Annotated in this window: 14 protein-coding genes; 6 read left to right on the forward strand and 8 right to left on the reverse strand. The window is 62.7% G+C overall.

The genetic code is table 11. The features are described 5' to 3' along the window. Nucleotides 1-1,301, forward strand: a 1,301-nt coding sequence (locus EN750_RS04710; RefSeq protein ID WP_127395764.1) for an elongation factor G, incomplete at its 5' end; no start/stop codon positions are given. A gap of 720 nt (nucleotides 1,302-2,021) precedes the next feature. Then, nucleotides 2,022-2,519 (forward strand): isoprenylcysteine carboxylmethyltransferase family protein, encoded by a 498-nt coding sequence (locus tag EN750_RS04715; protein WP_127395765.1) that lies wholly within the window; start codon nucleotides 2,022-2,024, stop codon nucleotides 2,517-2,519. Nucleotides 2,520-2,543: 24 nt separating this feature from the next. On the opposite strand, the gene EN750_RS04720 is transcribed toward EN750_RS04715, so the two are convergent. Both EN750_RS04720 and trxB read right to left on the reverse strand, forming a co-directional pair. Further along, a complete protein-coding gene (locus EN750_RS04720; RefSeq protein ID WP_023809733.1) occupies nucleotides 2,544-3,440 on the reverse strand; it encodes a LysR family transcriptional regulator in 897 nt (298 codons plus the stop codon). Between the two features lie 79 nt (nucleotides 3,441-3,519). Further along, complete coding sequence (gene trxB / locus EN750_RS04725) at nucleotides 3,520-4,494, reverse strand: thioredoxin-disulfide reductase (protein WP_127395766.1); 975 nt, start codon at nucleotides 4,492-4,494, stop codon at nucleotides 3,520-3,522. Nucleotides 4,495-4,733: 239 nt separating this feature from the next. On the opposite strand from trxB, the gene EN750_RS04730 reads away from it, so the two are divergent. Together EN750_RS04730 and EN750_RS04735 are read left to right on the forward strand one after the other, a co-directional pair. Then, on the forward strand, nucleotides 4,734-5,213 hold the full coding sequence (locus EN750_RS04730) for an Lrp/AsnC family transcriptional regulator (protein WP_013530077.1): 480 nt from the start codon (nucleotides 4,734-4,736) through the stop codon (nucleotides 5,211-5,213). Between the two features lie 250 nt (nucleotides 5,214-5,463). Next, complete coding sequence (locus EN750_RS04735) at nucleotides 5,464-6,258, forward strand: glycosyltransferase family 2 protein (protein WP_127395767.1); 795 nt, start codon at nucleotides 5,464-5,466, stop codon at nucleotides 6,256-6,258. Nucleotides 6,259-6,262: 4 nt separating this feature from the next. On the opposite strand, the gene EN750_RS04740 is transcribed toward EN750_RS04735, so the two are convergent. The 6 genes from EN750_RS04740 to EN750_RS40450 all read right to left on the reverse strand — a co-directional run bounded on the left by EN750_RS04740 (nucleotide 6,263) and on the right by EN750_RS40450 (nucleotide 10,620). Beyond that, a complete protein-coding gene (locus EN750_RS04740; protein WP_127395768.1) occupies nucleotides 6,263-6,922 on the reverse strand; it encodes an HAD family hydrolase in 660 nt (219 codons plus the stop codon). Further along, nucleotides 6,915-7,487 (reverse strand): SIS domain-containing protein, encoded by a 573-nt coding sequence (locus EN750_RS04745; RefSeq protein WP_127270425.1) that lies wholly within the window; start codon nucleotides 7,485-7,487, stop codon nucleotides 6,915-6,917. Before EN750_RS04745 ends, EN750_RS04740 begins: the two co-directional genes overlap by 8 nt. A 7-nt stretch (nucleotides 7,488-7,494) precedes the next feature. Continuing rightward, a complete protein-coding gene (gene rfaE1 / locus EN750_RS04750; protein WP_127395769.1) occupies nucleotides 7,495-8,988 on the reverse strand; it encodes a D-glycero-beta-D-manno-heptose-7-phosphate kinase in 1,494 nt (497 codons plus the stop codon). Nucleotides 8,989-9,131: 143 nt separating this feature from the next. Continuing rightward, nucleotides 9,132-9,764: a LysE family translocator gene (locus tag EN750_RS04755; RefSeq protein ID WP_127270423.1), complete on the reverse strand. Its 633-nt coding sequence runs from the start codon at nucleotides 9,762-9,764 to the stop codon at nucleotides 9,132-9,134. A gap of 36 nt (nucleotides 9,765-9,800) precedes the next feature. Beyond that, complete coding sequence (locus tag EN750_RS04760) at nucleotides 9,801-10,118, reverse strand: hypothetical protein (protein WP_127269902.1); 318 nt, start codon at nucleotides 10,116-10,118, stop codon at nucleotides 9,801-9,803. Nucleotides 10,119-10,206: 88 nt separating this feature from the next. After that, complete coding sequence (locus EN750_RS40450; protein WP_245482616.1) at nucleotides 10,207-10,620, reverse strand: type II toxin-antitoxin system Phd/YefM family antitoxin; 414 nt, start codon at nucleotides 10,618-10,620, stop codon at nucleotides 10,207-10,209. Between EN750_RS40450 and rfaD the strand changes: the two genes are divergently transcribed. Both rfaD and waaF read left to right on the forward strand, forming a co-directional pair. Beyond that, nucleotides 10,592-11,560 carry an ADP-glyceromanno-heptose 6-epimerase gene (gene rfaD / locus EN750_RS04770; protein ID WP_127395770.1) on the forward strand — a complete coding sequence of 323 codons (969 nt, stop codon included), beginning with the start codon at nucleotides 10,592-10,594 and terminating at the stop codon, nucleotides 11,558-11,560. The two genes, EN750_RS40450 and rfaD, sit on opposite strands and share 29 nt — an antisense overlap. Then, on the forward strand, nucleotides 11,533-11,974 hold a 442-nt coding region (waaF, locus tag EN750_RS04775), incomplete at its 3' end, for a lipopolysaccharide heptosyltransferase II (protein ID WP_127395771.1). The genes rfaD and waaF, both read left to right, overlap by 28 nt.

Raw genomic sequence — 11,974 nt, forward strand, 5'->3', positions numbered from 1 at the left:
GTGCGGTGATCCCGGTGCTGATCGGCACCGCCGAAAAAGGCAACGGCGTGCTGCGCCTCCTGAAGGCGATCCGCCACGACGCACCCGACATCGAGGCGACCCGCAAACGGCTCGGTGCACCCGACGGCGCGGCTACCCTGGTCCAGGTGATGAAAACCATCCACACCTCGCATGGCGGCAAGCTGTCGGTGTCGCGCATCCTCTCCGGTCAGGTCGTCGACGGTTCCGAACTCTGGCTGCCCGGCGGCGACACGGCCAAGGTTTCCGGCATCTACCGGATGCTCGGCAAGGACCAGTCCAAGCTCTCCATCGCCAAGGTCGGCGACACGGTGGCACTGGGCAAGCTGGACGAGGTCAAGACCGGCCAGACGCTGAGCTCGGCCAAGGGCGGCATCAAGCCGCTCGTCCAGTTCGAGCCGCCGCAGCCGGTCTTCGCCTTCGCGCTCCGCCCCAAGGAGCGCAAGGACGAAGTGAAGATGTCGGCTGCCATCCAGCGGCTGGCCGAGGAGGACCCCTCGCTCAGCCTGCGCCACAATCAGGACTCGGCCGAAACCGTGCTGTCGGGCCATGGCGAGATGCATCTGCGCGTGGTGCGCGAGCGGCTGGAAGGCAAGAACCAGATACCGGTCGAAGGTCATCCGCCGGCGGTGCCCTATCGCGAGACGATCCGCAAATCGGCGCAGCAGCGCGGCCGTCACAAGAAACAGTCCGGCGGCCATGGCCAGTTCGGCGACGTGGTGATCGAGATCAAGCCGCTGCCGCGCGGTTCCGGCTTCCAGTTCACCGACACCATCACCGGCGGCGTCGTGCCCAAGACCTACATCCAGTCGGTCGAGACCGGGGTCCGCGACTATCTGAAATCCGGGCCGCTGGGCTTTCCGGTCGTGGATGTCGCAGTCAACCTGTCGGACGGCTCCTATCATGCGGTCGATTCCTCCGACATGGCTTTCCAGATGGCGGCCAGGCTGGCGATGAAGGAAGGCATGGCCGCGTGCTTGCCGGTGCTCCTGGAGCCCGTGATGAAGGTCGAGATCGTCACCCCCTCCGACGCCACCTCGAAGATCATCGCTCTCATCCCGCAGCGGCGCGGCCAGATCCTCGGCTACGACGCGCGACCCGACTGGCCGGGATGGGATGTCGTCGAGGCAACCATGCCGCAAGCCGAGATCGGCGACCTGATCATCGAGTTGCGCTCGGCGACCGCGGGCGTTGCCAGCTATCGTGCCGTCTTCGACCACATGGCCGAACTCACCGGCCGTCTGGCCGACGACGCCATGAACACCAACGGCAAGGCTGCCTGATGGCGTGGCGTTCCTCTCGAACCTGATTCGGGGGAACAAAAGAAAACGACGTCCGGCGGGGACCGGACGTCGTTTTGTTCGCGGACCGTTTCCTTGGGAGGTAAAACGTCAGGTCCGCCGCATTTGGTACCGCCGAGTTCGGCGGAAAAACGGTTCGGACGCGGTAGCCGCCTGAGCCCGGGCCGTACGAGTGATGCCCCCATCTCCCGTCCGAACCACACCGCGTCCTATGATCTACATAGCAGGTCGCGGGCGTCCGGGATATGTTACCAGAGGTTACATGTCACCGTTACGTGGCAATTGTGATGGAATTTTTGGCCGGCCCAGCAGGGTACAGGCAACAAAAAAGCCGGATCAATGAAGATCCGGCTGAGTTTGATTGGAGTGCCTGTTAAGGCTAACCTCCAGAGGGGAACACTCGAGGGCGCTAATGGGAGGAGAACGCGCCCAGGAGATGATCTATATATGTGCTCATCATGCCCAAGAAACAAGCATCTATTTTGCAACACACACATGCAAAAAGACGCAGGCTGTGGTCTAACCCATTCCAGAAGCCAATAGGACCAGCAAAATCGTCGAAATGGAGCGCTGAATCGGGCAATTGCAACTACAGAATCGCTAATCTCGGCTGGCTTCCGGCTCGAAATGCCAAAACTGGGCAATGATGTGGAAGCGGGCAGCAGGCGTGCATTTCTAAGGCAATCGCGGAGCAAGCAGCCAATGCGGAGGTTTTCGGCGATCGCCGGCAGTGCGGCCTTCTTCATCGCGGCGCCGTGCGTGGTTGCCGGGCTGGTGCCCTGGCTGTTGACTGATCGCTGGGGCTTGCCCTGGTCGGGCCTGCCGGGCTTTGCCCCTGTTGGCGGGCTTCTGATCGTTGCCGCGGGCGCGGCACTCCTGCATGCCTTCGGCCGTTTTGCGCTTGAGGGCCTGGGCACACCCGCACCGGTCGCCCCGACCGAGAGGCTGGTGATAGGCGGCATCTACCGCCATGTCCGCAACCCGATGTATGTCGCCGTGCTGTCGATCATCCTCGGCCAGGCGCTGCTGTTCTCGAGCTGGGCGCTGGTCGCCTATGCCGCCGTCAGCGCTGTCTCCATGGGCGCCTTCGTCAGGCTCTATGAAGAGCCGACGCTTAGCCGCCGTTATGGCGCCGAATACGAGACCTACCGCCGCAACGTGCCCGGCTGGCTGCCTCGGCTGATGCCCTGGCGGGGATAATCCCGCAGGGCGTGAAAACGAAAATCAGAAGGACCAGCTTCGGGCTTTGGCGATGATGAAGTCCCGGAACACATGCAGCTTGGCCTGGTTCTTCATCGCGTCGGGATAGGCGAAATAGGTGTCGAAAGACGGCACCTCGGTCTCCGGCAGCAGTTGCACCAGATCGGAGTCCTTGCTGATCACATAGTCGGGCAGCATGGCGATGCCGGCACCGCCCTGCACCGCCCGCTTGATCGACAATATGTCGTTGATCTGCAGCGTCGGCACCCTTTGTCCGCCTTCGAAATCACCGACCGTTTCCAGCCAGTTCAGCTCCGACAGATGCGACGGCACCGGCACGCCGAAGGTGACGATGCGATGGGCCTTCAGCTCGGCGACGGAAGACGGCTTGCCGTGCTTGGCGACATAGGATGGGGCCGCGTAGAGGTGGAAATGCACGGTGAACAGGCGGCGCTGGATCAGGTCCGGCTGCTGCGGCTGGCGCAGCCGGATGGCGCAATCGGCCTGGCGCATGGTGAGATCCAGCTCCTCGTTGGCGAGGATCAACTGCAGGCTGATTTCGGGATAGAGTTCGATGAATTCCTGCACCCGCTCGGTCAGCCAGCCGGCGCCCAGCCCCACCGTCGTTGTCACCCGCAGCACGCCCGACGGGCGATCCTTGGTCTCGGTCAGCCGGGACTTGATGGTCTCCAGCTTCATCAGCACGTCATGCGCCGTGCGAAACAGCATCTCACCTTGCTCGGTCAGCACCAGCCCGCGGGCGTGGCGGTTGAACAGCGGCACGCCGACATCATGCTCGAGCGCGCTGACCTGCCGCGAGATCGCCGATTGCGACAGATGCAATGTCTCGGCCGCATGGGTAAACGACCCCGCCTCCGCCGCAGCGTGAAACACGCGTAGCTTGTCCCAGTCCAACGCCATGATTCCCCTCGTTCTGTTTTGGCGTCTGAATGAAAAATCAGGCTTTTACACGGCGTTTCTAAGCCGCTCTCTGAACTCTCTACTCGGCCGCTTCGCGATGCACTTCGATGCCGGCCAGATACTTCTCCGCCTCGAGCGCGGCCATGCAGCCGAGCCCCGCTGCCGTCACCGCCTGGCGGTAGATATCGTCGGTCACATCGCCGGCCGCGAACACGCCCGGCACATCGGTGCGGGTCGAATCCGGCGCTGTCCACAGATAGCCGTTCGGCTTCTGCTTGAGCTTGCCGGCGAACAGTTCAACCGCCGGCGCATGGCCGATGGCCACGAACACGCCGTCGATCTTGAGGTGCGACACCTCGCCGGTCGCCGCATGCTTGAGCTTCAGCCCCTCGACCGAGGGCGGCAGCGGCGTCTTGCCGGGTCGACCGGTGATCTCATCGACGATCGTGTCCCAGATGACGCGGACATTGTCCTTCTTCAGAAGCCGCTCGCGCAGAATACGTTCAGCGCGAAAATCGCTGCGCCTGTGGATGACCGTCACGCTCCTGGCGAGATTGGACAGATAGAGCGCCTCTTCCACCGCGGAATTGCCGCCACCGACCACCGCGACATCCTTGCCCCTGTAGAAGAAACCGTCGCAGGTGGCGCAGGCCGAGACTCCAAAACCCATGAAGTCCTGCTCGGTTGGTATGCCCAGCCATTTCGCTTGCGCGCCGGTGGCGATGATCAGCGCGTCGGCGGTATAGGTCGTGCCGGAATCGCCCTTGGCGCGGAACGGTCGCACGTTGAGGTCGACCTCGGTGATGATGTCGTTGATGATGTCGGTGCCGACATGCTCGGCCTGTTTCAGCATCTGCTCCATCAGCCACGGACCCTGGATCGGGTCGGCGAAGCCGGGATAGTTTTCGACATCGGTGGTGATCATCAACTGCCCGCCCTGCTGCAGGCCGGCGACCAGCATCGGCTTCAGCATGGCGCGGGCGGCATAGACCGCCGCCGTATAGCCGGCCGGGCCGGAACCGATGATGAGAACGGGCGCGTGCTTGGTGGTCATCTAAAGCCTCTGCGGAGGGCTGCCGGCAATTGCGGCATGATCATTGTCGCGCGTAATGTAAGTGTTGCCCACGACGCCAGCAAGGCAAGTTGGAGTTCGTCCCCGGAAAGCTTTGTCGCACCTGTCGGCCGCTGATCCCGCGAAATATTCCGGGCGAAGGATGGAATGGACAGCGAAGTCGTTTAATTACAAAATCACGCAAGGTTCTTGCGTATTACCCCTCATGATCGAGAGCCCACATGCCCCTCAAGGCCGACCTCGACGCCATCGACTGGAAGATCCTGCGCGAATTGCAGGGCGACGGCCGCATGACCAATGTCGAACTGTCGAACCGCGTCGGCATTTCGGCGCCGCCATGCCTGCGCCGCGTCAAGCGCCTGGAGGAAGCCGGCATCATCCGTGGCTACCGTGCCTTGCTCAATGCACCAGCGCTCGGCCTCGATGTCGTTGCCTTCTGCCTGGTCGGCCTGCATCATCAGGCCGATGCCGAGCTGCGCATCTTTGCCGAGCGCACCCGCGGCTGGCCGATCGTACGCGACGCCTGGATGGTGTCGGGCGAATCCGATTTCCTGCTGCATTGCGTGGCGAGCGACCTTGGCGCCTTCCAGAGCTTCGTCATCGAGGAACTGACCTCGACCCCGAATGTCGACACGGTGCGCACAGCGCTCACCATCCGCCGGGTCAAGGACGAAGGGCTGGTCTCGTTCGCACAGCCTTGAGCCGGTTGAACCGCAACGAGCTTTCGCCGATGTCGCTTGAAGGCCTCGCCATATCAGCGCCGCTTTGGCGTTCGATAGCTCTCCTGTGAAGCCGGAATTTCTGCCGCAGCCGTCTTGTTGGTTTCCTAGAGCAATTCCAGAAAAAGTATGTAACGGTTTTCCCGGGTAAAGCGCATAGCGCTTTCGGGATTGCGTAAACAGGGGCGCAGGGCAGCCCAATTCCGAGAACAGTGTGCCGTGGGGTGGGACGATGAGTCGATTTTCTAGCCCGGTTTCGGCGCTGGTCATCTGCATGAACGAGGCCGACATGATCGGCGAGTGCCTGGAAAGCGTCGATTTCTGCGCCGAGATCATCGTCGTCGATTCGGGCTCGACGGACAGCACTCTGGACGTCGTCAACGGGTACATCGCCAAAGGCTACCCGATAAGGCTGTTTCACAACGATTGGCCGGGCTTTCCTCGTCAGCGGCAATTCGCGCTCGATCAGGCCACGCAACCATGGTGCCTTTCGATTGAAGCCGACGAGGCCATCGACGACGTGCTCAGGCAGTCAATCATGAATGTGACCCAGCTTGGGAATGACGCCTTCGACGGATGGTACATCAGACGCCGCGACAAGCTGAAGGGCTATGGCTATGCGCACCGCTGGGTGCTTCACAACAGGCTGCTGCGTCTTTTCCGCCGCGACAAGGCCACGATGGACCTCAATCTGCGGGTCCATGAGTCGTTCGAGGTGCCAGGCGAAACCGGCACGATAGAAAATGGCGTGCTGCTGCATCGCCGCGAAATGACTATTGCCGAGGATCTGGCAAGGGCCAACACCTACTCCAGCCTCAAGGTTGCCACGCTGGTCGAACGAGCCAAGAAGCCCGGCCTGATAAGACTGGTGCTGTCGCCGCTCGGCAACTTTCTGAAGTTCTACCTGGCCAAGCGCTACTTCCTGTGCGGCCGGCACGGGTTCGTCTATTCGATGCTGGTGATGCTGTATTCGTTCGCGACAGAGGCCAAGCTTTATGAAGCCTGGCGAGACAAAGATCGGATGTAAGCCGTCACGGCGCGCCCGAGGCGGTGCCAAGCGCAGCTATTGCGGCGAGCAGGCCGTCGAAATCCGCGCGCTCGCACCAAGGCCGAATTGTGAAGCCCGATCGGACTGCTGCTTGTCCATCTACCAGCCAGCCCTGCGCGAGGCCGGCGCGTTGTCCCGCCTCCATGTCGGCCTCCTTGTCGCCGACGACTAGCGAACGCCGCAGATCGAGCCCGAGGCGCCCGGCCGCCTCCAGCAGCATGCCCGGATTGGGCTTGCGCATCGGATGATCGGCAACCGCAAGCACACCGGAGCCAGCTTCGTGATAGGCGCAGGCGACGACCATATCGACGAACGCATTGTCGACGCGCAGCAGCTCGAGCACGCGGCCATTGACGGCGGCGAAATCGCCCCAGCCGAAATAGCCACGCGCGATGCCCGACTGGTTGGTGACGATGATGACCGGAAAGCCGGCCCGGTTGGCGGCGGCTATCACCGCGGCTATGTCCGCGCGCAGCACCATTTCGGCAGGATCATCCGGATAGCCGGTATCGACATTTACGGTGCCGTCGCGATCGAGGAACAGCGCCGGCGAGCCGGCGGCGAACACCCTTGAGCCGACCCGCTCGACCCATAGGCCCGGCTCCGCCAGCGGAAAGCGGCCAGAGGTCGTGGGATCAGCCATTGCTGAGGCGCGCTTCGACCACCTCGCACAGATGATGGTAAAGGCACAGATGCCCCTGCTGGATGATCGGCGTCGAGGTCGACGGCACGTTGAGCAGGATATCGGACAGAGGCTTCAGCTTGCCGCCGGTGTCGCCGGTCATGCCGATCACCGTCATGTCCATCCTCCGCGCCTGTTCGGCGGCGGCAAGGATGCTCGGCGAATTGCCGCTGGTCGAGATCGCCAGGAGCACGCCGCCGGCAGCGCCATGCGCCTCGACCTGGCGCGAAAACACCGTGTCGAATCCATAGTCGTTGCCCCAGGCGGTCAGCACCGCTGCATTGGCCGGCAGCGCGATGACATTGTAGGCCTTGCGCTCCTTGAGAAAGCGGCCGACCAGTTCGCCGGCAATGTGGATGGCGTCGCTGGCCGAGCCGCCATTGCCGGCGATGAGCAAAGCTTTCCCCGACGAAAGCGCAGTCACCACGGCGCTCGCTGCCCGCTCCATCTCACCGGTCAGGTCCCGTTCGACCATGGCTGATATGGCAGCCACGGAGCGGACAAGGTAATCGTTCAACTCGGACATGAAACCCTCAGTTTGTGGTGCCGCCGGCGCGCAATTTGCCAATGGTGTTGGTGGTGCTTTTTCCGGCGACCAGATCGACCAGCACGACGCGTCCGCCGGCCTTCTGCACCACATCGGCGCCGACCACGGTGTCGACCGTGTAATCGGCCCCCTTGACCAGTATGTCGGGCAGCAGCGCTTCGATCAGCGCCAGCGGCGTATCTTCCTCGAACACCACGACCGCATCGACCGAGGCAAGTGCTGCCAGCACGCAGGCGCGGTCGTGCTGGTCGTTGACCGGGCGCCCGGCGCCCTTCAGTCGCCGCACCGAAGCATCGCTGTTGAGGCCGAGCACCAGCCGGTCGCATTGGCTGCGCGCCGCGTGCAGCAAGCTGACATGGCCGGCATGCAGGATGTCGAAGCAGCCATTGGTGAAGCCGACGCTCAGGCCCTCTTCCTTCCACGCCGCCACCATGCGCGCGGCCGACGTGGCGTCGAGGATGGCGTCCTTGTGGGCCGTCGGCCCATGCGAACGGAACAGCGCGCCGGTGAGTTCCTCGACCGTCAGCCGCGCGGTGCCGCGTTTTCCCACCACGACGCCACCAGCGGCATTGGCGATCGAAGCGGCCATGACCGTATCGGCGCCCACGGCCAGCGCCAGCGCGAAGCTCGCGATCACCGTGTCGCCGGCGCCCGAAACGTCGAACACTTCGCGCGCCTGGGTGGCGATGTGGCGCGCCTCGTCGGGGCCGACCACGCTCATGCCCTTTTCGCTGCGCGTCGCGACCACGAAATCGAAACCATGTGCCGAAATCAGCTCGCGTGCGGCAGCCACGATCTCGTCATCGGCGAACACCGCATGGCCGGCGGCCTCGCCGAGTTCCTTGCGGTTGGGGGTAATGGCGGTCGCCCCGGCATAGCGCGCATAATCGCGGCCCTTCGGGTCGACCAGCACCGGCTTTCCAGCCTCGCGGCAGATGGCGATCAAGTCGCCGGCGACGCCGTCGAGCAGGATGCCCTTGCCGTAATCGGACAGGATGACGATGTCGGCGTGCGCCAGCGCGGCGCGGAAATGCCGGATCAGGCCGGCTCGCTCCGCAGCGCCGAGCGGCTTGATCTCCTCTTCGTCGAAACGCAGCACCTGCTGGTTGAGCGCGCTGAAGCGGCTTTTGGACGAGGTCATGCGACCACGCTCCTGCGCGAGGCCCGCCGTATCGGCGCCAAGCTCGCCGAGCATCCGCACCAGGCTATCGCCTGCCACATCGGTGCCTATGACCGAGACGGGAATAGCGGCAGCGCCGAGCGAAACGATGTTGGCCACGACATTGCCGGCGCCGCCCATGGTCGAGGTCTCGCCGCGCCCGTGCAGCACCGGTATCGGCGCCTCCGGCGAGATCCGCTCGATGACGCCGTTGACGAAACGATCGAGGATGAAGTCGCCGACCACCAGCACTGTGGCCTGGCCGAACCGCGCAATGGCGCGGTGCAACGGTTCGGGAGAAGGCGGATTGTGCTTGATCATGTCACTGGCAACACAGGGAAAAGGCCGATTTCAATCTCATAAGTGCTCATCAATCGACTGGTCGGATCGTTCATGGCGAAAGCCGATATACCGCAAATTCACGCAGCGCAACGGCAGGGCATGATCCCGGCAGGCTCGGGCGGTCAGCTCTTCTGCAGGGCGACATGGACGCCCAGCCCGACCAGCACAGCCCCTCCCGCCCGTTGCATCAGCCGCTGTGCGCGGCTCGAACGCCGCAAACGGCCGATCACGGCGCCCGCCAGGAACACACAGACGATATCGGCCGAAGAGAACATCAGATTGACGATCGTGCCGAGCACGACGAACTGCAGCCAGACCGGAAACGCCGCCGAGGCGTCGATGAATTGCGGCAGGAACGCCATGAAGAAGATCGCTGTCTTCGGATTGAGCACCTCGACGGTGATGCTCTCGAAAAAGGCACGCCGTGCCGATTTGCGCTCGATCGCGGGCAGCGCCGCATCGCCCTCCACGCGCTTGCGAAACAGCGAGACGCCAAGCCAGATCAGATAGAGTGCGCCGACCAGCTTGACCGCCAGGTACAGCGTCGGCACGGCATGAAACAGCACCGACAGCCCGGCAGCCGCGGCGAAAACATGCACGTAGCCGCCCAGATGAATGCCAAGTGCCGCCGTCAGGCCGGACCAGCGGCCGCGCGCCATCGTCTGCGCGGCCGCATAGAGCATGGCCGGGCCTGGAATGTAGGCGAAAATCGCCGTGGTGGCGAAAAACGCGATGAGCAGTTCGGTCGATGGCATTTTTGGTCCCTCACGATCGTACTCTGTTCTGTCGATTCAGTCCGCGCGCGGGATGGCTTTGGACTGACCCGTGCGGACAACCGCAGTAAAAGCGAACATAATTTTCTTGTGAAATGACGGGCTGAACGCGCCGATTCGCGCACCCGGCTCGAAATAGGCCGACGCTTCCAGGATATCATGATTGTACTCATCGACCATGACCCAAAGGGGCATAGGGTCGAGGCCCGCACGGTGGCGTTCAATTTCCGGGATGCTAACGGCAACGCGATCACGGCCCGGCTGCGTGGAAGTGATTGCAAGGATGAAGAGGTTCGTACCGCCGGCTTTCCCAGGAAGGACAGCCACAAAGGCCACAGGCCGTGACTTCCGGCCTTCGGTCTCGCCGTCTCCGTGTTGGCGATGCCAAAGATATGGATATCGCCAGACGTCCGCAGCGGCGGGTTTAATCACGGTCCAATTCCGCGGCGTACTCCTCGAGCATCTCGACATGTTCGGTCGGGGCATCCTCCGCAGCGTAGACGCGGCGGCTGTCGTTGCCGAAGCGCGCTTCGTAGGCCTCGATGCTCATCAGGACGTATCTCGGCTTGTTGTGGCGAGTGATGGAGACCGGCTGCTGGCTGGCAGCTGCAAGCACATCTCCAAGATTCTGTTTCAGATCGGTCGATGGATAGTTTTTCATGGGATACCCTGTTTTGTCCATAATAGACAAAACAGACAGAACAGACAAGCGCATAAAGTGGCAGGACAGGCGCATGCACCTGGCTTTGTCGACAGCCCGCCTAGCCTCCCCTATAAGGACCGGAATCGCAAGCAACCAGAGGCCCTTCATGATCATCGTCACGGGCGGCGCCGGCATGATCGGCTCCAACATCGTCGCCGCGCTGAATGCCGAAGGGCATGACGACATCCTCGTCGTCGACGACCTTACCGACGGTCACAAGATCGCCAATCTTGCCGATCTCAAGATCGCCGACTATCTCGACAAGAACGATTTCCTGGACCGCATGGAGGCCGGCTCGCTCGGCCGCATCGAGGCGGTGTTCCACCAGGGCGCCTGCTCGACCACCACCGAGTGGAACGGCAAATTTATGATGGAGGTGAATTACGCCTTCTCGAAACGGCTGCTGCATGCAAGCCAGGCGCTGCGCGTGCCTTTCCTTTATGCCTCCTCGGCTTCCGTCTATGGCGGCGGCTCGGAGTTTCGCGAGGATCCCGCGCTCGAGCGGCCGCTCAACGTATACGCCTATTCCAAGAAGCTGTTCGACGATTACGTCAGGCGAACCGTGTTCGCCGGGCGCACCGCCTTCGATACCGACCATTCACAGATCGTGGGCTTGCGCTACTTCAACGTCTATGGCCCGCGCGAGGCGCATAAGGGCGCCATGGCCTCCGTCGCCTTCCATCTGTTCAACCAGGTCGAGCAAGGCCAGAACCCGAAACTGTTCGGCGCCTATGACGGGTTCGGACCCGGCGAACAAAGCCGTGACTTCATCCACGTCGGCGACGTTGCCGACGTCAATCTGTGGCTGTGGAAACAGGGCTCAAGCGGCATCTTCAATTGCGGCACCGGCCGTGCCCAGCCCTTCCGCGCCATAGCCGAAACGGTGATCGACACGTTGGGTAAAGGCGAGATTGAATTCATCCCCTTTCCCGACCATCTCAAGGGCAGCTACCAGAGCTTTACGCAAGCTGATATGTCCCGTTTGCGCGCGGCCGGTTATAACGGCCAATTCCGGACAGTGGAAACCGGTGTCAGAGACTATGTCGAATGGCTGAAAGCCCAACGATCCTCGTGATCGGCCCACGCTGGGTGGGCGACATGGTGATGGCACAGTGCCTGTTTTCGGCGCTGAAGGAGTTGCATCCCAACGCCCCCATCGATGTGCTGGCGCCGGCCTGGGCCGCGCCGCTGGTCAAGCGCATGCCCGAAATCCGCCAGCAGATCGACTTTCCGCTCAAACCCGGTGCGCTCGAATTCACCCATCGCCGCCGCTTCGGCCGGCTGCTACGCGGCCGCTACGACATGGCCTATATCCTGCCGGGCAGCTGGAAGTCGGCGCTGATCCCGTTCTTTGCCCGTATTCCGCGCCGTGTCGGCAATTTACGCGAGATGCGTTACGGCCTGTTGACCGACATTGTGCCGCTGCCCGATGACGTGAAACGACGCACAGCGCAGGCCTATTTCGGTCTCGCCCAGGGCGGCACTTTCC

The sequence above is a fragment of the Mesorhizobium sp. M7A.F.Ca.ET.027.03.2.1 genome (genome assembly GCF_003999175.1).
GTDB lineage: Bacteria > Pseudomonadota > Alphaproteobacteria > Rhizobiales > Rhizobiaceae > Mesorhizobium.